This window comes from Bradyrhizobium sp. USDA3516 (assembly GCF_057651995.1).
This window is the reverse complement of sequence record NZ_JBYGYN010000013.1, coordinates 209,565-232,841: the sequence shown is the minus strand read 5'-3', so window position 1 is coordinate 232,841 and position 23,277 is coordinate 209,565. Positions and strand designations below refer to the sequence as shown.

The window sequence follows — 23,277 nt, the reverse complement described above, 5'->3', positions numbered from 1 at the left end:
CCTGCGCTGGCGCCAGTCGACAAGACGACGTGGGGCGAACTGATCATCTCGAGCATCCTTGCTCGGATCATGACCAAGTGTAACGCCCTCCATGAGCTCGTCGTGCAATCGGATGCCCAGGCGAAGAAAAAGATACGAGCGAACGGCGTTGCATGGAACTGATACTGCTAGGAACCGCACAACCTCTCCATTTAGCCAAGACCGAAGTGGAAATCCCGGGCTTCGCCACAGGGCTCTATTTCCGCCGTCGAATTCGCCACCAGTTCCGCCGATTGGAGTACTTAGCTAGACCGTGGGCGAGGAGGCGGTGGATGGTTCAACCGTCCTTAGGCAGGTCTACCTCGCGAGGGGAAATGGCCTTCGCCGTTCTCGCAACGTTCAGACATACTGCTATGGCTCGACCTATGGCCTGGATATTGCGTCTTTGTCTCCAGGTGCGCTCCAATGATGCTGAAGTCGGGAATCGGATCCGTGGCTAGGGTGAACAAGCCAGAAGCTCATTGCCCCCTCGCGATAAGCGGCTTCAGGATTGGGTGCGGGGGCAGGGGTGGTCGGCACAACGCGTCAGTTTCTCCCTCGCAAGCCAGCTCAGCCGACCAAATCTGGCAGGTGCCTTGCGGGACGTCTCGGCGATAAAACGCAGGGCGCCCCGGGCAGCCGCCCAAGGGTGCGAGGTGGCAGCGTTGCAGTACCGCGGCGCTGGCGAGCGAAGTTAGTGGCGCACGTGATAGGGACAGCGCTTTCCGAGGGCCTCTTTGACGAGCGCCGAGTCACATCGTCATTTAACTCCGCTGGCAGCGCGGAGTTGGCGGTTTCAGAGCTTTGAACAGCGCGGAGAGCCGGCCCGCGCTGCCTCCCCTTTAACTCTAAACCTTCTGGGCTCGGAATACCTCAACACACCAATGGGTGAGCCATGCCCGATCCTGACCGTCGATTGCTGTGAGCCAGAACCTTGCGATGTTCTCGCGATCTGCTGCATAAGCCGGCGGACACGTTCCCTGGCAAGCGTCAGCATGAGTCGAGGCGGCTGCCCCATGTCGAGCGCCGCTGAGATCGCATTTGTCACCAATGGACGGTTTCTCTAATCTGGATCAGAGACGTCGATTGGCGCCTTCTCTGCAGAGAAGGCCGAATTATCCTGGTGCCGCGAAACGCCGCCGATTGCGGTTCGGCAGGCGACGGATCTTTACCGCGCGTACGAGACATCGCAGTTTTTGGCGAGAGCGAAGAGGCAAGCGCGTAAATCAAATGCCTATCTGATCATTGCGCAGCTACAGGGTCCTTTTCGATCGTCTTCGCCGAACAGATCATGGCACGCCGCTCAACGACGGCGGCAGCACTTCTCTTCCGCACGTATTTGCGCAGCCGATCCCGCACATTCGCACTCTTCGATGTTGCGAGTTGTTCCGCCGAGTCTCGGCGAAGCAAAATGGTGGCACGCCGTTGAGGAACCGGCAGACGCGAATTCAATGCTATGCTGAGCACAAATAACATCAACGCTGATCGCCCGCAGCCTCACAGGTTGAGGCCGCGCGTTCTCGGGGATCCATCGCGAAAGATCCTGCGGGAATTCGGAGCCACGCGCTCACTGTACGCCAGAGGCGCGACTGCACTGCGGCACGCACAGCCGTCATTGCGTTGCTCGTGTGGCTTCATTTTGGGAACGCAAGCCGTTTGGTCGCTCGCGAGAGAATGAATTGACCGATGCTTGGTGAAAGAAGAGCATGCAGACGCTTGCGCCTCTACAAAATCAACCTCTGCCCGACATCGAGCTGTTCGGCGCGAACTTTATCGCGCAACTGCGCTCCAAAAACGGCAGGAAGCCTGCCGCAGACGCTAGCCCGAGGGACAAACGCCTGGAAGCCAACGCTCGCCGCCGCAAGCCGTGCTGGCCATACCTTGGTCTCTCGCAAAGCAAGGGCAGCGTAGAAGCGCTGGGCTACGAGACCTTCGCCAGAATGGCGAACAGCGCCCGGAGCTATATCGGGGACAAAGGCCGCGGTGTAGTGAGGGAGCTCCAGTGCTTATACGCAAAGACGCTCTGGATAACGGCGTTACGGAGCGACCGATACCGCCGAACCCCGCGAAGCCTGCTGCCTTCATGCAAGGTAGTTCAACGCGGCGTGCTTGCTCATTCGCGCCGCCGTGCTGTGCATGACTACCAATGCTGGTAGGTTACCCGAGCCCACTCTCTCTCTAAAGTCCCACTGTACCCTGAGGCGGCGGGCCTCACGGGAAAGCCGGGTGGGTTAGCCTTGTGATCCCCCGAGGCTGACTACTGAGCCAGCGGTACGTGATAGGGACAGCGCCTTCCTTCCTCCAATGGGGGGTGCCGAGTCATGTCGCCCCCAGCGTTCCGGCGAAGCGGATGCGACAGATTGCGCATTTATCCACCCTCCCTGGTGGACATCGGCGCCGAGTCGCATCCGCGCTCTTTCTCTCGAACTCGCTAATTGCGTCTAATTTTCGCGCCTGACAGGGAGGTAGGCTGACGAGCTCATTAAGCATTTTGACGAATCGAAACCCAATCGTCCTCCACACGCGAACCCAGCGTGGAGCACGAGCCGGTAACGGCGCGAGGTATTCGAATTCGAAAGCAAGTGTGCGCAATCCGAATGGCCAATCCTGCATCGAAGAGCCCACGAGCCAGGGGGCGTGAAGTCATACGGCGATCAGTCATTAAACGCGCGGTGGATTGGTTGAGTGTCAATCCGGCGCGTGGTCCCAATGCGGTTGCCGCTCATCGCAAGCGCGCCGAATTGCTGATCTGAGGCGTAACGGCGATATCGCTGCCAGCGGCAAGCGGCCCGCGCCACATGCTCGCCTTCATTATTTGATTGCGCAGGTCTGTCAGCTTTCGGTAAGCCAGCCCCGATAAAAAAGCGTTGGGTTTAACGGGGCTTGGCAGGGACAGCGCATGAGCTGAAGGACCACCATGCGCCGAGTCACGCTTCCGTTAAGCTCATTGCATTGCGGATGCGGCAGAGTGGTGCCTCATGATGCCCCCAGGCTGCCAGGCGCCGAGTCGCGTCCGCAATGCTCACAACTCGCAGGTTAGTTCTCCTCTCGATTTCGATCGTTTTTGCAAGCAATCAGCTTCTTGCCGCCGCTTAAAGCTCAGTTTGGAGCAGTTAGCTGGGTGGCAGGGAAAGCGTTGCCAACTGCATGCGTGGCGAAAAAGTGCTGATTTATGTTCTGCTAGTTCAACAAGGAGTCCGGGCGGGGTAGGGACAGCGTCTGCTCCAGCGCAACCAAACGGCGCCGAGTCGCACCCACACTGCTTCCGATCAATTTTCGCCAACACTCAGGAAGGGAAAGGAGAGTGCTTTGGCTTAGTCCGGTGCGCTGTTGTCTTGATGCAATTGTGTCCGCCACGTGTGGCAACGACGACGCCCGCAGCGTCGTCGATTCTTCAACGCGGTACTTCCTGTCGCGGCTTTCAAGGTCTCGGATAATCTTCTCATTCTATCGCGCTTCGTCTGGACTTGCCCTGCCAACATTCTTGCGCCTCTCATGTGCGTTCGGCCTGACATTGTCTTTTATGCACTGTTTTCTATCTACGCCCACGTGTCTGGTCATGCTGGTGTCTCCAATCGCTTTAAGGCAAAGGCCCAGTTTAGAGGGGCGACGATGAGATGGGGCCGACCTATTTTGGTAGGTGCCCTTCATTACTTCTCGCAGATATAACTTAGTCACCCTTGAGAATTTGAGCCTCATGGGAGCAAAGGTGGCCAGCCCCAGTCCTTGTGACCGGGTTGGCCGCCAGCGCTTGCGACACCATGCCCAAGGCAGCTACAGGCCAAAAATGCATATATTGGAGCGGCATATCACCACCCTGCGGTCGCAAGCGCTTGCGGTGCTTGTAGCCAAGCAGGTCCGTGCCTCCGATCAGTCTCTGGGACTATCAGATCGCAAGGTCGCCACATTGAACATGGACGAAGTCCAGGCCATGCTAACCATACTCGATTGCATGAAACCCAACCTGCGGCCGAAGGAAGCACGGCAGATCGCTGCGCGCATACGCGCGCTTTTAGAGGGGGCGCATGAGTGTCAGCCGGTTCGGGTAGCATGTCTGTGAGCCCCCTAGTGTGAGCTCTCGGTAGGTTGTCCAACAGGTCGTGAACGAGGAAGCTGGAGTTAGCGAAGCTTTAGCCCACTCCTGGAGAATTGATAGGCACGCATAAGGATGCGGCTCTGACGCCGAGAGATCGGGAAGCCATGGTCCCGAGCGTGAGAGCCTGACAAAGGCCAACCGCGCTGCAATTCGGGCCAAGTCCGTCGCCAAGTGGGTCAGGCGTTCCGCAAGGGCAGGTGTCAATAGCGTGATCGCTCTACAAGGTTTCTTTGAACGCCGAGCCAAACTCTGCCTGCCACATGCGCCGAAGTCGGAGTGCGACGACCGCGCTATGCCGATTGCGCAGCTTGATCCGGCCGAACCGGTGCGGCGCTATGAACGTGAACATCCCGTGAGCTGACACATCGATATCAAAAAGCTGGGCAAGTATAACTGTGCCGGCCGGTTGAAAGAGCAGCCTGCAGGTACGCGGCGAAGAACCTGGCCAGGATTATGTCGACATCTGAATCGAGGATGCCTCAATACCTCCAGCAAGGCGATGAAGAGCGATCGTCAGGGCTGCGCCGCGGCCGTCCTCAAGGCGAGGACGCCACAAGCGTCGGCGTCAAGACCAGCAAGTCAGGACCGACAACGGACCCCGCTACGAACCTTTGCTTCCCGCTAAAGCGGGCGAACGCCTCGGCCTCGAGTAAATCGGCACCAAGTTCTATTGGGGCTCTTTAGCGACCGAGATCTGCTGCTGCGGTGCTTGGAAATGCGATCTTGTCAGGCCGCAGTATTGCGCACCTTGGCGGACCTCAAGGCATTCTACACTGCGCATCGTCGATCCAGCCCGTGAGCTGCTCTAGAGCAGACCGGATCGCTTGCCTACAGAGGCAGCCGGTAGGCGAATCGGCGGAAGCCGACGCACGCCTGCATTACTAACAGACAAGCGAAGAAAGTCTCGCGGCGATGATGGCGCAACCAAAAGGATTTTCATCCATTCCCGGGCCATTTTTGAGCCGTCGATTTCTTTTTCTCTTGTGCAAGTTGACAATTTTCTTCCCCGCTCCCTAGGAAGTACCGTTTGCGCGGAAGGCTGAATTTCTTCAAACGAGAACAGTATACGCCGCGAAGCATGAGACGGAGGCAATCTTCATTACCACGGCTCCATCAGCCCTCGATCCACCCCCTTATCTCGCAGCGGCCCTCCACCAAGGAGTTCGTAAACATCCGCAACAAGAACTCCGGGACGCAGTCAGTTAAGCTAAAGCCGAAGAGGTTCACCTGCGTTTCGCAGCAACTAGACTGCTGATCACCCGACATATTCGATCATTTCGTCGCTGTGGATAGCTATGACTTCGGAGTCGTTGACGAGTTAACCGAAGTTCAAGCTTTGCCACATTCGCACCTGCAAAATCGAACTGAGGTCCAAATGAGCCACGTTTCGGAGAAGCCGACCGATCGCATCACAATTCCCATGCTGCAGCGGTGGAAGCAGGACGGTCGGCGTCTCGTCATGACGACTGCCTACGACGCGGTTGCGGCGCGTATCGCGGATCCGTCCGTCGACATCATTCTTGTCGGTGACAGTGTGGGTAACGTTTGCCTTGGATTCGAAAATACGCTTCCAGTGAGCGTTGCGATGATGAACCATCATCTGGATGCGGTGGTACGTAGCAAGCCTCGTGCTTTACTCGTCGCCGATATGCCGTTTCTAAGCTTCCACGTCAGCGTCGAGGAAACGATACGCAATGCTGGCGGATTCCTGCAGCGAGGCGCAGCTGCAGTGAAACTCGAGGGCGGTGGCAAGAGAATCGAGATAGTACGGGCGCTTGTCGATTGCGACATTCCTGTGATGGGTCATCTCGGTCTTATGCCTCAGAGCGTCAACGTGATGGGCGGCTTCAAAGTGCAGGGTCGGAAAGCGGATGAAGCGTTGCGTTTGCTCGATGATGCTCACCTTCTGCAGGAGGCCGGCTGTTTCGCCTTGGTCTTGGAGGGCATTCCGGCCGAGCTTGCTGCTCGAGCGACCAAGTCCTTGACAATACCGACAATCGGGATCGGCGCCGGCCCGGACTGTTCAGGCCAGGTGCTCGTGTTTCACGACGTACTGGGCCTCACTGGAGGTCATCGCCCCAAATTCGTTCGCGCCTATGCAGAAGGCTTTCAGCATTTGCATGATGCGCTCTCGCGCTGGGCCGCGGATGTCCGCGGTGGTGCATTCCCGGGACCGCAAGAGTCCTATAGGCTTCCCGAAGACGTCGGAGAGTCAATTGCCACCTGGGCGCCGTCCAACCCAACTTGATATAGAGCTACACATGCAAACAATCACGACGGTCGCTGAACTTCGCCGTACTCTCGCTAAATCCCGCGGCGCCAATCGACGGGTCGGATTGGTGCCGACAATGGGCTATCTTCACGATGGCCACATGGCGCTGATCGCAGCGAGCCAGGCGCAATGCGACCTCACGGTCGTCAGCATCTTCGTCAACCCCACTCAGTTCGGACCAAACGAGGATCTCAGCAGCTATCCGCGCGACTTTCTACGTGATGAGGAACTGTGCCGTGATGGCGGTGTTCCTCTTCGCGCCGGATACACAGGAAGTTTATAGGAGCCATTTCGAAACCTTCGTTGAACCGGGCGACCTCGCCAAACCTCTGTGCGGAGTCTTCAGGCCTGGGCATTTTCGCGGTGTGGCGACCGTCGTATGCAAGTTGTTCAACATGGTGCAGCCCGATGTCGTATTTTTTGGGCAGAAGGATTTTCAGCAATGCGCAGTCGTGCGTCGCATGGTGATTGATCTCAATCTCCCGATCGAGATGGTCACTGTACCAACCGTTCGCGAACGCGATGGGCTCGCAATGAGCAGCCGCAACCGCTATCTCAGCAAAGAAGAGCGTCAGCGGGCCCTTGCGATCAACCGGGGACTATCCGCCGCGCTCGACGAATTTCGCTCGGGAGAGCGCAACGTAGAAATGCTGATTGCGGTCGCCAAGGGGCATTTAGAGGCAGTTGACAGATTGCAGTATCTTGAACTTGTCGACGGTGACACGCTCAAAACCGCCGATAGTCCACTGCGGCGCCCCGCGGCGCTTTGTGCGGCAGCCTACGTTGGCTCAACGCGTCTGATCGACAACGTCTTACTGGGTTGCCAACTCGGTAGCGAAATGCGTAGCTAAACCGCGCGCAGCATATTGAGTGGCAAGAAATGCTCAAAGCACCTCCGAAAGGCGCGTCGAGCTGGCAGCGAAGGGCCAACTCCAACGCGACTTTGTTTAGCGACTTAGCGAGGATAGGTAGCCGGTGCGTATGGAATATTGTGGGACCTAAAACTTTGTGTCTGGCAACATCACCAGATTTGCTCTACGGCGATCAGCGATCAATTCGACAAACCTTCGTATAGTGCTCTATAGCTCAGGCTATATCACCCATTTACCTTTGTAGAGTTGAGCACCCGTCACGTCGCGTGTACTTTCGACGTCGAACCTCAATCATTGGTCTGCGGGTCAGTGCGAAACCTGAGCTGCTGCCTTGCTATAATTCGTTAAGCTCCAATCAGTCGTTACGACGAACATCTGGAGTCAGGACCTCCGGCTGAGAAGACAGGGGCTTTATAGCAGGCGCCGATCATCGAGATGGGGATTGAGCCATCAGAGCAGCGGAATAACATTCACTCGAGCGACGAACATGGAAGCGAAGGATAGTGCGTCCGCACCCGCGAGCACGTGAGCTCTTAGAGTAGCCAATAGCGCGTCCCTCGTACCGGGGGCTAGCACAGCCGCAGCATTGGTGATCATTGCCGCTTTATAAGTTGCGGCGAATCTGCATCCCACTCTTGATACATGAGTCGATATGGCATTTACCGAGCTTTTCATCAAACGTCCGGTATTGTCTATCGTCGTCAGTTCCTTGATTTTGCTGATCGGCTTGCGCGCGGCCACCGTACTGCCGATCCGGCAATATCCCAAGCTATCTAATACGGTCGTCAATATCACGACGTCCTATCCTGGCGCTTCTGCCGACATGATCCAGGGGTTCATCACCTCTCCCCTGGAGCAGGCTGTCGCGTCCGCCGAGGGGGTTGACTACATTAGTTCCTCGTCTGTGCTTGGTACTTCGACCATCAAAGTCTACATAAAGCTCAATTTTGATCCCAACGAAGCGCTCACGGAGGTGCTCTCCAAGGTCAACTCAGTCAAACACCTGATCCCAAAGGAATCAAGCGATCCAGTTGTTACGAAGTCGACGGGTCAGAAGACTGCTGTCATGTACATCGCCTTCTCCAGCGAGGAACTGGCGGCAAGTGCGATCTCCGACTATCTCTCACGCGTTGTGCAACCGGTTATCTCAACGGTCGACGGCGTTGCAGCGGCAGACATTCTCGGCGGCCAGAATTTTGCGATGCGGCTATGGCTCGATAGTGCGAAAATGGCTGGGTACGGCGTGTCGCCGGCTGAGGTTTCGGCTGCAATCGCCGCTAACAACTTCCAGGCCGCGGCGGGGCAGACCAAGGGCTATTTCACTATCTTCGATGTCACGGCAAACACGGATCTGCGGAGTGTCGAAGATTTCAAGCGCATGATCGTGAAGGCCAATGACGGTGGCTTTGTGCGCGTGGAGGACATTGCGGTAGTGGAGCTTGCCGCGCAGACTGCTGACGTTAGTGTCGCGATGAATGGCGAGCACGCGGTCTTTGTCGGCGTGCAGGCGAGCCCGCAAGGAAATCCTCTAAACATAGCGCGAGGCGTTCGAGGGCTGTTTCCAGAAATCGAGCGTAACCTGCCGCCGTCATTGAGAATGAAAGTAGCCTACGACTCCACCAAATTTATTCAATCATCGATCGATGAAGTTGAGAAGACGCTCATTGAGGCCGTCGTGGTCGTTGTGGTCGTGATCTTCCTGTTCCTGGCCTCGCTGCGCTCGGTCATCATTCCTGTTGTCACTATTCCGTTGTCGCTCGTGGGTGTCTGCAGCATGATGCTCGTGCTGGGGTTTTCATTCAATCTCTTGACCCTCCTTGCAATGGTACTCGCTATCGGTCTCGTAGTCGACGACGCGATAGTGGTGGTAGAGAACATTCACCGCCATTTAGAAGAAGGTGCAACGCCGCGAAGGGCTGCCACAGCGGGAGCGCGCGAGATCGTCGGCCCCATTGTCTCGATGACGATTACTTTGGCTGCGGTGTATGCCCCAATCGGATTTCTGGGCGGCCTCACCGGTGCGCTGTTCCGCGAGTTCGCGTTTACGCTAGCTGGAGCGGTGATCGTCTCGGGCGTGATCGCTTTGACGCTATCGCCGATGATGTGCTCGCTCCTCCTGAAGCGCGACGAGGGGGGACGGTTTGCACGATTTGTGAACCGTGGGTTCGCCGCCATGACACAGTGGTACGGCCGCAAGCTCGACCGCTCGCTTGACTATCGACCGGTTACGGGCCTGTTTGCGCTAACCATGCTTGGCCTCGTCGGCTTTCTCTATATGCACACTTCCAAAGAGCTCGCCCCCGAGGAGGATCAAGGGATCGTATTCGCTTTAACGAAGGCGCCGAAATACGCCAACATCGACTACCTCGACTATTACGGCACCAGGCTCGAAAACGCGTTCCAGAAATTTCCAGAGACTGACTTGAGCTTCGTGCTCAATGGCGTTAGCGGCCAGCAGAGTGGCCTCGCGGGCATGCTGCTCAAGCCCTGGGACGAGCGCACGCGATCATCGATTGTACTAAAGTCCCTCGTCCAGGCCGAGCTGTCAAAAATCGAAGGCATCAACGCGTTTGCCTTTAGCTTGCCTCCGCTTCCGGGCGGTTCGGACGGGCTACCAGTGCAGATGGTGATCAATTCGACCCTCGGCTTCCAATCCATCTATGAGCAGATGTCAAAGCTGAAGGATGCGGCGCGTAAGAGCGGCCTGTTCATGGTGAGCGACTCCGACCTGGAGTTCAACCAGCCGGTGGTACGAATCAAGGTCGATCGATCCAAGGCTAACGAGCTTGGCATAACCATGCAGACCATCGGGAATGCGCTTGCCACATTACTGGGGGGAAACTATGTGAACCGCTTCAATTTGCAGGGCCGCTCATACCAGGTGATCCCGCAGGTTCCCCGAGGGGAACGTCTGGTGCCGCAAGCAATCGGGAGCTATTACGTAAAGAACGCGACAGGCTCAATGCTTCCACTGTCTACCGTAGTCTCCATCGAGACCGCCACCGATCCGAACGCGCTCACCCACTACAACCAGCTCAATTGCGCGACTTTTCAGGCAGTGCCGATGCCCGGCGTCACGATCGAACAGGCTGTGGATTTCCTGGAAGCCGAGGCGAAGAAACTACCGGCAGGATTCAGCCACGACTTCCTGGCCGACGCGCGCCAGTATGTGCAGGAGGGTAATCAACTGGCCATTACATTTGCATTTGCACTCATCATCATATTCTTGGTGCTTTCGGCTCAGTTCGAAAGTCTGCGCGATCCGCTCATAATCATGATCAGCGTGCCGATGGCAATTGTCGGCGCGTTGATTCCGCCGTTCTTTGGCTGGGCGACCATGAACATCTACACCCAGGTTGGACTGTTGACACTTGTCGGGTTGATTTCTAAGCACGGCATCCTGATGGTTGAGTTCGCCAATGAGCTGCAGCTCAAGGAGAGATTTGACCGTCGCTCGGCTATAGAGATGGCGGCGCGCGTCCGATTGCGCCCAATATTGATGACTACGGCGGCGATGGTCACGGGCTTCATCCCCTTGTTGACTGCAACGGGAGCTGGAGCGGCGAGCCGCTTCTCGATCGGGCTCGTCCTCGCCGCCGGCATGTCTGTCGGCACTCTGATCACGCTGTTCGTTCTCCCAGCGCTTTACGTCGCGATCGCGTCCGATCACCGTGACGACGCGAGCGCCGACCGTGCGAGCCTAGCCGAGCTCGACTTCACCGGCGCTGCTGATGCCGAGATGGCCAGGTAATGACCATCAAATAGATGTGGGTTTGCTTCGTGGTGCGCGCGAAGGAGCCTAGGACCGCTTCAAGTTTCCTGGGACGTCGAGATCTTCGCGCACTTGGTGCCAAGCTGGGAGCTTCTGCTCGGAGAAGAATACTTCGGTGGTCCGCTGCTGGCTGGTAGGCGAAGCGGCGCCGGATATTCACGGCTTCGGAACCAAGCTCGACCCACCGGAGGGGGCAAAAGACAGTTGATGCTCTCTTGATAAATAGGTGGATTTACCAATCATCGTGAATGGCTCGGCCCGCCATTCGGATCGTTGGTGGGATTGCTCTAATCCGTGATGCAGGCTTCCTTCTCGAGAACAAGCCGATCACTCTTGTGCCGTCGATCGCTCTCGATGCGAAACGCCCGGTATGCCAGCTGAATGCCCTCCTTGAGCGAGGTGGTGGCGCGCCAGCCGAGCCCAGATAGCCGACTGACGTCGAGCAGCTTGCGCGGCGTTCCGTCGGGGCGCGACGTGTCGAAGCTGATCTCACCGCGAAAGCCGACGGCGGCGGCAACCATGAGTGATAACTCGGCGATGCTGATGTCCTCGCCGGTGCCGATATTGACCGGTTCTGGCGAGGAGTAGGTCTTCATCAAATGGATGCAGGCGTCGGCGAGATCGTCGACGTAGAGAAATTCGCGGCGCGGCTTGCCGGTACCCCACACCACGACGTTGCTTCCGCCCGCAATCTTGGCCTCGTGGAAGCGGCGGATCAGCGCGGCCATGACGTGGCTGTATTCGGGGTGATAATTGTCGCCAGGCCCGTATAGATTGGTCGGCATCACGCTGATGAAATCGGCGCCGTACTGGCTGCGATACGCCTCGGCCATCTTGATGCCCGCGATCTTGGCGATTGCATAGGGCTCGTTGGTCGGCTCCAGCGGGCCGGTCAGCATCGAGTCCTCTCGCAGCGGCTGCGGCGCCAGGCGCGGATAGATGCAGGAGGAGCCGAAGAACATCAGCTTCTCGCATCTGTTGGCATGGGCTGCCTGGATCACGTTGCTCGATATTGCGAGGTTGTCGTGGAGAAACTCTGCGCGCAGGGTGTTGTTGGCGACTATACCGCCGACCTTGGCTGCGGCGAGGAACACGGCCTGCGGCCTCTTCGCTGCAAACCAGGCAGTCACCGCGGCTTGGTCACGCAGGTCAAGCTCGCTTCGTGACACCGTCAAGAGATCCACCTGCTCGCGTGCCAGTCGGCGCATCAGCGCCGCGCCGACCATGCCGCGATGGCCGCCGACGAAAACGGTCTTGCCTTTCAGCTCAAACGCCGCGATTGCCATTTGCTGCGTCCTGTCTGGCTTGGACGAGATCGCTGGCGACCATTTCCTTCACCATTTGCGAGAACGACGTTTTCGGCGCCCAGCCGAGTTTCGCGCGCGCCTTGCTGGTGTCCCCGATCAGGAGATCGACTTCGGTTGGACGGAAATAGGTGGGATCGACCTGTACCAGGGTCTTGCCAGAAGCCTTATCAATGCCGACCTCCTCGACGCCCTTGCCACGCCATACGATGCTGCGCCCGACCTCGGCAAACGCCAGCTCGACGAACTCGCGGACAGACCGCGTCTGGCCGGTCGCAAGCACGAAGTCACCGGGCTCGTCCACCTGCAGGATCCTGTGCATGCCTTCGACGTAGTCACGGGCATGGCCCCAGTCGCGCTTGGCCTCGAGATTTCCGAGATAGAGCTTGTCCTCGAGGCCGACCTCGATGGCGGCGACGGCGCGGGTGATTTTTCGGGTGACGAAAGTCTCGCCGCGGGTGGGACTCTCATGATTGAACAGGATGCCGTTGCTCGCGAACATACCGTAGGCCTCACGGTAATTCACCGTAATCCAGTAGCCATAGAGCTTGGCGACGCCATAGGGCGAACGCGGATAGAATGGCGTGGTTTCTGTCTGTGGCACCTCTTGCACGAGGCCGTAAAGCTCGGAGGTCGAGGCTTGGTAGAAGCGCGTCTCCTTTTCCATGCCGAGAATGCGGATAGCTTCCAACAGGCGCAGCACACCGATCGCGTCAGCATTGGCGGTGTATTCCGGACTCTCGAAACTGACGTGGACGTGGCTCTGTGCGGCGAGATTGTAGATTTCGGTCGGCCGAATCTGCTGCACAAGCCGGATCAGGTTGGACGAATCGGTCATGTCTCCATAGTGCATTAAGAACGGCACATCGGCGGCATGCGGGTCCTTGTAAAGATGATCGACGCGCGCGGTGTTGAAGGAAGACGACCGGCGCTTGACCCCATGCACGGTGTAACCGAGACCGATCAAATGCTGGGCGAGATATGCGCCATCTTGCCCGGTGACACCAGTAATCATCGCGACGCGCCGGTTTGAATTGTGAGCCACCATGATGTCTCGCTTACTTGCGCCAAAAGAGTTCGCTATGAAAAGCCATTGCGTAGTCGCTTCCCGAAAATCTAGATGGGCACGCGCGCGCCAATCTCACTAAAGGAGCGCGATCGTTAGCCCCTGTCATACACCTCATGAAAGAATACAACACCATATACGTTGATTTATAGGTGGACCTGCCAACACATTGATCTTAAGGGGATGAAACTCAGGCGACGTCGCAACGGTGATGATCCTAGGCAGGTGAGATGAATTGTAAGCGCTGGTGCGCCCGCTCGGGGCGCTTTCCGGCTGGCTATATTTCCAAATGAGACAGATGTCGTCCATCTGTGAGCCTTATCTATCCTCACGCGCATGTATGCATCCGCGCGCTCTCAGGGAGGCGGAGGAGCTGCGGGTTGCGGCTTCCAAATAGGAGACTCAGTCTTAACGGTCGGCATAACAACTATAGTCCCCGCCGGTCCCAAATAGCTGGTTTGCAGCAGGCGATGCACAGCCGACGTAAAACAAATGAGAAGGGCTGGCAAACGTTGGTATAGACCGTCGAACATTTCGATATCGAAAGTTTACGTTAGTACAATGGAGCTTCGACGCCGATCCTCTAATCTTGACCGAACGTAAGTTGCCTCAATCCGAGTATGACAAGTGTCTTGAGCCCGCGCCGGAAATTCGTTCTGAGGAGAACTAGACAATTCAAGCTAGAGCCGCCGCGCAGGTATATCACCAGCAGACCATGTAGAGGATGTGGGCAGCGTTCTTTTTCTGTCTGAGGCGGAGAGAAGCCGAGACCAAACGTGACCGCTCTCGACCCGATCCTGAGACGCATAGACTGAGTTGTTGCGCATCAACTTCATCGCGGGGGGCGGTATCGCTGCTCATTGTTTTGGAAACTTAGAAGGGGCGCGCGAGATGGCTCATGAGTTCGGGTGAGTCTGTTTGTGCCGAGCTGGATGTCGGCGCGCAGGCGCAACTGCACGTTCGGCTCTCGTCGAGGCGGTCACGGCGTTGGCGACACCATCGCAGCGTCTATTCGAATAGCTAGCTAAAGGAAGAAATGAAGCCGATGGCTGGAAAAAGATCTAAATCACGCGGGCGAATGCAGATGCGATAAAGGCGCCCGCGGAAGATTCGAACTTGAACCCCGTTGTTGTCGGGCAAGCGAGTTCTATCACGGGCTCCTATAGCGCGGACGCCAGACTCCTCGAAGTTGGGCTGCATGGATTGATATGTGTGGAATTATTGGCATTTTGGGACGTGGTCCGGTCGTTGAGAAGCTGGTCGCGTCACTCAGGCGACTGGAATATCGTGGCTACGACTCAGCGGGTCTCGCGACTCTCGAAGGTCTCCGTATCGAGCGCCGCCGCGCTCAAGGTAAGCTGAGAAACCTTGAGGAGCAGTTGCGCTATAGTCCCCCTGTGGGTCAAAGCGGCATCGGTCACACCCGCTGGGCGACTCATGGAAAGCCGACCGAGAGCAATGCTCATCCGCATGCGACGGAAAATGTCGCGGTCGTTCATAATGGGATCATTGAGAATTTCCGCGAGCTGCGAGCGGAGCTGGAACGAAGTGGAGCCGAGTTTTACTCAGAGACGGACACCGAGGTTGTGGTGCATCTCGTCGAGTTCTACCTCAAAAACGGCTACTCACCGCAGGATGCGGTGCAGGCGTCGTTGCCGCGCTTGCGCGGTGCCTTCGCGTTGGCATTCCTTTTCAAGGACCACGACGATCTTTTAATCGGTGCGTGCAAGGGGTCGCCTCTTGCGATCGGACATGGTAACGGCGAAGTGTATCTAGGATCTGATGCGATCGCGCTCGCGCCTCTGACCAATACCATTACCTATCTTGAGGACGGTGACTGGGCCGTGCTTACGCGCGCGACGTGCGCGATCTATGGTGCAGACGGCTGTGTCGTCCGACGGGAAACATCAAAGTTTGCTGTGTCGTCTCTCCTTGCGGAAAAGGCTAATTATCGCCACTTCATGGCTAAAGAAATCCACGAGCAGCCGACAGTGGTCGCGCAGACATTGGCGCATTATCTTGATGAGGCGGCCAAGCGGGTAGCGCTGCCGCTCGCATTGCCCTTCGACTTCAATTCCATTCAGCGCATTTCAATTACTGCGTGCGGTACCGCAAGCTACGCCGGGCACATCGCCAAATACTGGTTCGAACGGCTGGGGCGCTTGTCTGTGGAGATAGATGTAGCCTCTGAGTTTCGATATCGGGAGGCGCCTCTGCGCCGGGGCGATCTCGCGATCGTCATCTCGCAATCGGGCGAGACGGCCGACACACTAGCTGCGTTGCGATACGCCAAGGGCCAGGGCCTGCATACGATATCTGTAGTTAATGTCCCGACGTCGACGATTGCGCGCGAGAGCGAATCCGTTCTGCCGACGCTGGCTGGGCCGGAGATCGGCGTCGCTTCCACCAAGGCATTTATCTGCCAGCTGATGGTACTGGCGGTGCTTGCCATCGCAGCAGGGAGAGAGCGAGGTAAGCTGTCTGAAATCGATGAATCGAAGCTCGTGCAAGAGCTCATCGAAGTGCCGCGGTTGGTCGCTGCGGCCTTGTTAGTCGAGCCGCAAATTGAGAAGCTCGCGCGCTATATCGCCCGCGCGAGGGCGGCACTCTACCTCGGTCGTGGCACATCGGCTCCGCTGGCGTTGGAGGGCGCGCTCAAGCTGAAGGAAATTTCGTATATCCACTCAGAAGGTTACGCCGCCGGCGAGCTTAAGCACGGGCCGATCGCACTGGTCGATGAGGCTATGCCTGTGGTGGTGATCGCGCCTTACGATGGCGTTTTCGAGAAGACCATTTCGAACATGCAAGAAGTGGCGGCTCGCGGCGGCAAGATCATCCTGATCACCGATGCGAAGGGCGCTTCGGAAGCGACGGTGGACACGCTCGTGACCATCGTTCTGCCAACAATGGTCGCAAGCTTTACGCCGATGGTCTATGCTATTCCGGTCCAGCTCTTGGCTTACCATACCGGCCTCATAAGCGGCGCGGACGTGGATCAGCCGCGCAATCTCGCGAAATCCGTCACTGTGGAATGAGACTGCAGTGTTGCTATCGAGGCGTCAGGTTTCGGCGCCGACGCGTTCGGTTTGCGGCTCCTTTCCTCGGTTGGTGGGTCATGGATCTCGAAAAGTTCCCAATCCGGAGTCGCTGGTAGCTGCCGTGGGGTCTCGCAACCTCGAGCGATGCTACGGTCAGCCCGCCTCAGTGTAGTAGGATCGGCCACCCTATAGGCGGCTTTGGGTGCCTGTCGGCCTGCAAGGTGCTGGCGAAGCCGTTCAGGAGCCATTTGCAATCCGCCACAAGAGCCAAGAGTTCCACCTTGATTGGCCTGATGATGCTCCAAACCGTATGCTGGGATTGGACGGGTCGCGATGCTGCCGTCATGAAGCGCGCGCTCTACAATGCGCTTCTGCCCAGTATCGCGATCGATGCAAAGGATCCAATTGGCATCGCCAGTGAATCGTGGATCGACCGTTCCAACGGAGGAGGATCCTCGCACTGCTCGCTTCTCATTCAACCTAGTGAATCAATGCGCAAGCGCGCCACGTTCCACTAGAAGCAGGCCCTGCGTCAGCTAACGTGAGGGCGGCCGGCAGCATCACGTCAGATTCTCGTAAGCCTGAGTCCCTATCTGCGCCGCAGGGCCTAGCAAGCCTGAACCAGACGTGGAAATTCATGCCCGACCGGAGCACCAATTGCATGTATAATCGGATCAATGGCTCGTCCTATTTCACATCCTCTCCCCTTGACGAGACTGATGAGCAAAATGACGCAGACAGTTTCGCGGATGCGTTTCGGCGGCTGCGTTTAGCCCCGTCAAACTCCAGCGGCACTTCGTCTTCGACAACACGGCCCTATTGGCTTGATTCAAGCCCGCCTATCGTAGAGCTCGATAAGCGGTCGTTCAGAATGGCGGCACAGGGCTATCACAGCGACGAAATCAGGAAAATCGCCGATAACCCACATGAATATTCGGACTTCGTCTCTCGGAAAGCGGCACGAACTGCAGAGCTTGCACAGAAATATGGAACAGCTTCAGATTCTGATAACGCGCGATACTTCAGCTATCAATTAGGAAGCGAGAGTGTCGGCCTTCTACGAATGGAAGGGGGCGACAGCATGACGAATTTCGAGGTCGAAAACTGGCAGGAGCTGTTTCCCGGCCGATCTGGGACGACTGCTACTGTAGATCTTCAGGTCGTTCATCCGCTTGTCGAGAACGCTGGCGATATTCTGCTCGAGCATCAACTTGGAATCGCCGGTGAGCGGCCACTGCTAAATTTGCGTCCGGCGAATCCGGAGGCAAGAGCCCGTGCTGCAAAGATGGGGTTCGTGGAGGTTGACGCCGATAACATGGTCCTAGACCCAGCGAGGTCAGACAAGTGGGTGAGGAATGGCGAGGGCAAGTGGCAGCGAGAAGGCACCGCTTCGCGGTATCTTCGCAAAGCTGACGACAGCCAAGATCGTAAAATCGAGATGCCAGCGAGTGCTCCAACATACGATTATGAAGATGATTTCATGTGACCATGGAATCACCGGGCATTAGGCCCCTGGTGATCTAGCCTGCTCCGCACTTCCGTGCGGCGGGCGGCGGTTAGCCAGAGTACCGTGCTTAGCTCAGAATGCTCTCTCCTCAATTCTCCTTGGCTGAGCAGTTGCTGACTGTTCGCGCCTGCGAAATTAGGGGCCTATTGAATAAGCCTATTGCTGAGAATGCCCGCCTGCGGCGACGACCTGTTCTGCCCCCCGCCAACCGGGGGGCGGGACGGGTGGCGCCGAGCACGTTGGACGGGCTTGAACCACAAGTCTTCTGCAGTTGAAGCTTGCGAAGAAATAATGGCGTGGACGCCGGACGAGAGTCGGTCGCAACAATGTACAGCGAAGCGGCTGCCCAATGGACGACCCGGGCCCGCTCAACGGACGTAAGGATCTGGTGAGCACGAGGATCGTGCAGAACACTCTCACCAGAGAAGCGGTGCGTAAGACATGAGGGGCTACAAGCGAAGCTCCATTCTCGTCGTCACCGCGGTAGGGCTGAGCATAGCCAATCTCGTGCGTGCCGGGCGCACGCGGGCAACTCCGCTCTGCAATGGAATAAATAACCTCGCTCCAGATGGAGCTAAGAAGGGCTTAGGCGCAACGACGGCTCTGTATTACCATGAGCGTAGGCGTGGAATGAGCCGGTGCCAGCGTCTCTCGCAGGATAGTCTGTTCTGCAGCCGCCCAAATCCGTAAAGCCTGGAGGCGCAAGAAATTGCTGGCCGTAGCATATTTGGAGTAAGCCGGGGTTCGAACTGAGAACGTTGCCAGCCGACTTGATTGTTGCCCACGAGCTTTTAGATCGGACATCAACTCAAGCTGCAGGTTGGAATCAGATACCGCCTCGGGCGCTATATGCCTTCAGTGCGTTGTCGAGGCACTTAAGTAACTCTTGTCCGCCAAATGGTTTGGCGAGGAAGCCAATTGCGCCCGCCTCCAGGGCTGACGTGCGCACTCGCTCGCTGGGGAACGCTGTAATGAAAATGAATGGTGCTTCGTAGCCACGCGTCCGCATTTGCGCCAGCAGCTCCAGCCCGCTCATGGCCGACATCTGCACATCGGTAATGACACAGGATATCTCGTTCAACTGCGGCGACCGCAGGAGCGCCTCGGCCGACGCAAATATCTGCACGACGTAGCCACGCGATTTCAAGAGGTTCCCTGTCGCCGCACGGACTGAGGCGTCGTCGTCAACGACGGAAATCAAAGGCGTGGGCAAGATGAGCTCTCCTGACGCAGGAACAGTGGCTGCCAAAGTGTTAGCCACCTTCGGCGAAAATGGGCTGGAGAGATGAAACTGTAAAATCATACTTGCGTTTGTTCAGGATGATTTGCACGAAGTCCCAGCGTCTCGCTCATCCTGATCAGCTCGGCCAGCGACCGGGCACGCATCTTTTTCATGACGTGACCCCGGTAGATCTTGACGGTGATTTCGGCAAGCCCAAGTTCGGCGGCTACCTGCTTGTTCATCAGGCCGGCCGTGACCAGTTTCATCACCGCCTGCTCTCGCGGGCTTAAGGTCCCAAATAGAGACTGCAAGTTCGTGACGGTTCGCTGAGTTTCCCGCCTCTTGCGATCGCGTTCGGTCGCCGCAACCACGGCATCGAGCAATTCCTGATCGCGGAACGGCTTGCTGAGAAAATCGACCGCACCTCCCTTCATGGCCCTGACGGTCATGGGAATGTCGCCATGACCGGTGATGAAAATGATCGGGATGTGTATGTTCAGCCTGGCCAGCTCGGTCTGGTAGTCAAGGCCGCTGAGGCCTGGCAGCCGGACATCAAGAACTAAACAGCTTGTGACGTCGGGAATTGTGCTCTGCAGCATTTCCCGGGCCGATCCGAACGCAACGACCTCCAATCCTACCTGGCGGAAAAGGTTAGTAAGCGAGCGGCGCACCGAGATGTCATCCTCAACGACAAAGACGATCGCCTTCGTCGAGGCCTCGGCATTGCTCCCCTCACTTGGCGAGTCAAACGGTCCTGTCACTGGAGGGCCTCCTTATGCACTGGCAAGAAAAACTGAAAGGTCGCGCCCGGTTCATCTTTATGAAGAAGCGATAGCCTCCCTCCGTGAGCTTCCACGATAGATCGGCAGATCGAAAGTCCCATTCCAAGGCCACTCGACTTGGTGGTGAAGAAGGGGTCCAACACGTGGTCAGCGTCCTTCTCAGCGATCCCGACGCCGCAATCGGCCACGGCAAGCTGCACGCGCCCCAGATCGTCCTTGGATGATTGAATCAGAAGTTCGCGCGGCCGGTCTGTAATTGCGTCCATCGCCTCGATTCCGTTCATTACCAGATTGATGATCACCTGTTGTAGCTGAATTCGGTCCCCGAGGATCCTAGGCAGAACGGCCGTTAACTCGGTTCGCAACGTCACCCGGTGGCTCACCAGCTCTCGTGTTACCAGCGCGACGACGTCCCTGACGACATCATTAATGTCGAGCGGCACCATCTCAATCTCGCCTTTCTTCGCGAGTGCGCGAACACTACGGATCACCTCGCTTGCACGGATCGCGTCTTCGATGATCCATTCCACTGAAGCGCGCGCTTCGGCAAGATCAGGAGTTTCGCGAGCCATCCATCCGAGGCACGCATCGGCGTTGGTGAGAATAGCGGCGAGTGGCTGGTTTATCTCGTGGGCGATGGAGGTTGTCAGTTCTCCTAACGTCGTTACACGCGTCACATGGGCAAGCTCCGCCTGTGCCTTTCGCAGGTCTTGTTCGGTCTGATCGGCGCGAATAATGGCTGTGATGTCAGTGCTGACGCCACGGTAGCCCAGAAAATTACCGTTTCCGTCGAAGAAAGGCTTGCCACTCGTGCGGACGTAGATCGGAGATCCCATCCGATTCACGGTACGGTAGACGAGATCCCGAAACGGCTGACGCGCCTGCAACGTCGCCCGATGTTGCCGCCACTTTTCGGGCTCCTCTTCGACGTCGCACGCAATCTCCCAGCGAGGCAGGTCCATCAATCCAGTGGCCAAAATTCCTGCAGTGCTGGTGTGCTCGGATAAGCGGGTCACCCGATGATCTGGACCGGTCTCCCAGAGCCAGTCGGAAGCTGTCTCGGCGTAGTCGCGAAAGCGCTGTTCGCTTTCGCGCAGCGCGACAAGCGTGTTTTCCAGGCGTTCCCTAGCTGCGTGTTGATCGGTGACATCCATATGTGTTCCGATCAGCTCGCTGACCTTACCATCACTAGCGGCGACAACATGCGCAACCGAGTGTATGCGCCTTGTCCTGCCATCTGGCAGAAGGATACGGAAATCATATTCGAACCGCTCCTGCTCCTTTTCTCTCGCCTGGCGCTGCACCTCCTGTAACCGTGGCAAGTCTTCCGGATGGATGCGCGAGCGAATGGTCTCTATCGATACCGGCTCTTGTGGGTCAAAGCCGAACAATCGGTCAACTTCCGCGGACCGATAAACGAAATCTAGCCCGTGGACGTCCCAGGACCAGCTGCCTGTGTGGGTGAGATGCTGGGCCTCGGCCAGATAGGCCTCGCTGCGACGCAACTGCTGTTCTGCCCTCCTCGCTGCCGTAATATCGGTAGCTGCCCCAACAAACTCGATTTCACCAGAAGCGCTTCTCGTGAGCCGTGCCTTAGCACGGATGTGCTTCACAGAGCCGTCTGGTAGCAGCAATCGATACTCGTGCTCGAAACCGCTCAAGTCTCGCATCGCTCCATCGATAACTTCTTTAACCGAAGCCCTATCATCTGGGTGAGTGCGATCAACGACAAGCTGCGGCGAGGGGATCGTTTGAGGATCTAATTGGAAAATCCGAAATGTTTCCTTTGACCAGAATGCCTCGCCAGTGGTGGCGTTCCAGCTGAAGCTGCCTGTATGACTCAACTCCTGCGCTTGAGCCAAATGTGCTTCGCTCCGCTGCAGGGCGAGTTCGGTCCGCTTTCGCTCCGTGACATCTTCGCAGGCGATAAGGACAATGGGCCGGTCGTCCGCCCAAAGCATGGCTTTGGCGTTTTCACGTACCCACAACACGGAGCCGTCCTTCCTGACTTTCTGGACGTCCCACGTGCGCGATTGTCCAATATCCTCAAGGCACGCCCGAATGCAGTTGTGAACGAATGCGCGATCCTCCTCAAGAAATATGCCGAGTACGGAGTGGCCGATCAGATCTGCAGGAGCATAGCCGAGTTGTGTCGCGCCGAATGTATTGACGTTAAGGACAGTGCCGGCTTTATCGAGCATGAAGTACATGGCCGGATTGTGCTCGAAGATTGCTCGCCACCGTTTTTCACGATCCTCCAAATCCGCCGCGCTGCGCTGAAGCTTGACCGCAGCTACACGCGCAGCCTCTCTTTCCTGGCGGAGCTTTCCGATCAGGTACGTTCCTACAATGGAGACAAGAAAGAATGCGACAACCACTGGAAGATCGCGGGAGTCATCGATTTGCAGGCTAAACGCCGGCGGCGCAAAGTAGTATGCGAGAGCAGCGATTGCCATGATGCAAAGCGCGGACGACGCGATGAAGCTGCCCATCAATGAAAATAGCAAGACTACTAACAAATAGGCGAACGCCGTCGCGGCGAAATGGGCATTGAGGTATACGCAACTTAATGTAACAGCGGCTAGCGTTATGCCGCCGAAGGTCAACTGAGGGGCTGAACGTTTAAGACTGCTTATCTGGATAGACATTTTGAGACCGTCCGGCCTGTCTCCGGCGGGAGAGCTATAGCATTTTAGGCAAAAATGGGGCAATCCTCGTCGCTTGGGTCGAGCGTGCCCGAGATTGATCACCTGCTGCCGAACTCAGCACGTGCGGGGAAAAAACGCATTATAAACATGCGTATAGTTGTCCTAAACTTTCGAAGAGGTGCCGCTGACGTGCAGCACTCGAAGCTGAAATTTCTGACTTTCCGCCCCTGCCGATAGCCCTCCCGGCATTCGTTCGAGCCTGCCCCGATGCGCCCTCCTTACGCCCCCCGGACCGAGGACCGAGGATCTAGTTCAGCCGAGAGGTTGAAGCTAAACGATCAGGCGCGCCTCCGAACCGGCAAAGAACAGAAACAAGCGGCCGCCCCCGGCACAGTCTGCGAAGGAAAGCACAACCTTCATGTGCCGAGACAGGAACGAAAAGTTGCGCGAGTGCTACCGGTGCGATTGGGCCATCGCGCCTAGCTGCTCGGTCAAGGATACCTCCATCTGAACTGCGGCGAGCCGCCCACGGCACCGTCGGTTCGGTGTCATGCGGCGCTGGATTCCAGCGAAACCCACCCTGAAGAAGCCGCTATTTCTTTGATCGCGTGCTTTTCAGGAGGACCTGCCCGGCCGCGACGCGGGCGCAAGAGCTGTGCACTGGAGAGCGCATGAGAAAG

The 23,277-nt window shown here is 57.3% G+C and carries 10 protein-coding genes and 1 pseudogene; 6 read left to right on the top strand and 5 right to left on the bottom strand.

The window, feature by feature from the left end:
• The first annotated feature begins 5,489 nt into the window (after nucleotides 1-5,489).
• From panB to AC24YW_RS32985, 3 genes and pseudogenes are all read left to right on the top strand, one after another.
• Entirely contained in the window at nucleotides 5,490-6,362 is an 873-nt protein-coding gene (panB, locus tag AC24YW_RS32995) for a 3-methyl-2-oxobutanoate hydroxymethyltransferase (protein WP_487486596.1), read from the top strand.
• Between the two features lie 13 nt (nucleotides 6,363-6,375).
• Nucleotides 6,376-7,237, top strand: a pseudogene (panC, locus tag AC24YW_RS32990) (pantoate--beta-alanine ligase).
• Between the two features lie 673 nt (nucleotides 7,238-7,910).
• Complete coding sequence (locus tag AC24YW_RS32985) at nucleotides 7,911-11,009, top strand: efflux RND transporter permease subunit (protein ID WP_487486595.1); 3,099 nt, start codon at nucleotides 7,911-7,913, stop codon at nucleotides 11,007-11,009.
• Between the two features lie 308 nt (nucleotides 11,010-11,317).
• Here the strand turns inward: AC24YW_RS32985 and AC24YW_RS32980 are convergent, their stop codons facing one another.
• Nucleotides 11,318-12,316 (bottom strand): GDP-L-fucose synthase family protein, encoded by a 999-nt coding sequence (locus AC24YW_RS32980; RefSeq protein WP_487486594.1) that lies wholly within the window; start codon nucleotides 12,314-12,316, stop codon nucleotides 11,318-11,320.
• Nucleotides 12,297-13,382: a GDP-mannose 4,6-dehydratase gene (gene gmd / locus AC24YW_RS32975; protein WP_487486593.1), complete on the bottom strand. Its 1,086-nt coding sequence runs from the start codon at nucleotides 13,380-13,382 to the stop codon at nucleotides 12,297-12,299. The genes AC24YW_RS32980 and gmd overlap by 20 nt, the downstream gene beginning before the upstream one ends.
• Before the next feature lie 1,226 nt (nucleotides 13,383-14,608).
• On the opposite strand from gmd, the gene glmS reads away from it, so the two are divergent.
• The 3 genes from glmS to AC24YW_RS32960 all read left to right on the top strand — a co-directional run bounded on the left by glmS (nucleotide 14,609) and on the right by AC24YW_RS32960 (nucleotide 17,924).
• Nucleotides 14,609-16,435 (top strand): glutamine--fructose-6-phosphate transaminase (isomerizing), encoded by a 1,827-nt coding sequence (glmS, locus tag AC24YW_RS32970; RefSeq protein WP_487486592.1) that lies wholly within the window; start codon nucleotides 14,609-14,611, stop codon nucleotides 16,433-16,435.
• A gap of 284 nt (nucleotides 16,436-16,719) precedes the next feature.
• Nucleotides 16,720-16,956, top strand: coding sequence for a hypothetical protein (locus tag AC24YW_RS32965; protein ID WP_487486591.1), 237 nt, complete (start codon nucleotides 16,720-16,722; stop codon nucleotides 16,954-16,956).
• A gap of 143 nt (nucleotides 16,957-17,099) precedes the next feature.
• The gene (locus tag AC24YW_RS32960) at nucleotides 17,100-17,924 is read left to right on the top strand and encodes an Effector protein NopP (RefSeq protein WP_487486590.1); all 825 of its coding nucleotides are present in this window, start codon (nucleotides 17,100-17,102) and stop codon (nucleotides 17,922-17,924) included.
• An 847-nt stretch (nucleotides 17,925-18,771) separates the two neighbouring features.
• Here AC24YW_RS32960 and AC24YW_RS32955 read toward each other — a convergent pair.
• The 3 genes from AC24YW_RS32955 to AC24YW_RS32945 form a co-directional block, all read right to left on the bottom strand.
• On the bottom strand, nucleotides 18,772-19,158 hold the full coding sequence (locus AC24YW_RS32955) for a response regulator transcription factor (RefSeq protein WP_246708936.1): 387 nt from the start codon (nucleotides 19,156-19,158) through the stop codon (nucleotides 18,772-18,774).
• 86 nt (nucleotides 19,159-19,244) lie between these two features.
• On the bottom strand, nucleotides 19,245-19,928 hold the full coding sequence (locus AC24YW_RS32950) for a response regulator transcription factor (RefSeq protein ID WP_172787765.1): 684 nt from the start codon (nucleotides 19,926-19,928) through the stop codon (nucleotides 19,245-19,247).
• Nucleotides 19,925-22,597 carry a PAS domain S-box protein gene (locus AC24YW_RS32945; RefSeq protein WP_172787764.1) on the bottom strand — a complete coding sequence of 891 codons (2,673 nt, stop codon included), beginning with the start codon at nucleotides 22,595-22,597 and terminating at the stop codon, nucleotides 19,925-19,927. The genes AC24YW_RS32950 and AC24YW_RS32945 overlap by 4 nt, the downstream gene beginning before the upstream one ends.
• Between the last annotated feature and the right edge of the window lie 680 nt (nucleotides 22,598-23,277).

Bases quoted from the DNA above. Each gene is read 5' to 3' on its own strand.
- panB (WP_487486596.1), top strand. From the start codon at position 5,490: ATGAGCCACGTTTCGGAGAAGCCGACCGATCGCATCACAATTCCCATG.
- AC24YW_RS32985 (WP_487486595.1), top strand. From the start codon at position 7,911: ATGGCATTTACCGAGCTTTTCATCAAACGTCCGGTATTGTCTATCGTC.
- AC24YW_RS32980 (WP_487486594.1), bottom strand. From the start codon at position 12,316: ATGGCAATCGCGGCGTTTGAGCTGAAAGGCAAGACCGTTTTCGTCGGC.
- gmd (WP_487486593.1), bottom strand. From the start codon at position 13,382: ATGGTGGCTCACAATTCAAACCGGCGCGTCGCGATGATTACTGGTGTC.
- glmS (WP_487486592.1), top strand. From the start codon at position 14,609: ATGTGTGGAATTATTGGCATTTTGGGACGTGGTCCGGTCGTTGAGAAG.
- AC24YW_RS32960 (WP_487486590.1), top strand. From the start codon at position 17,100: ATGTATAATCGGATCAATGGCTCGTCCTATTTCACATCCTCTCCCCTT.
- AC24YW_RS32945 (WP_172787764.1), bottom strand. From the start codon at position 22,597: ATGTCTATCCAGATAAGCAGTCTTAAACGTTCAGCCCCTCAGTTGACC.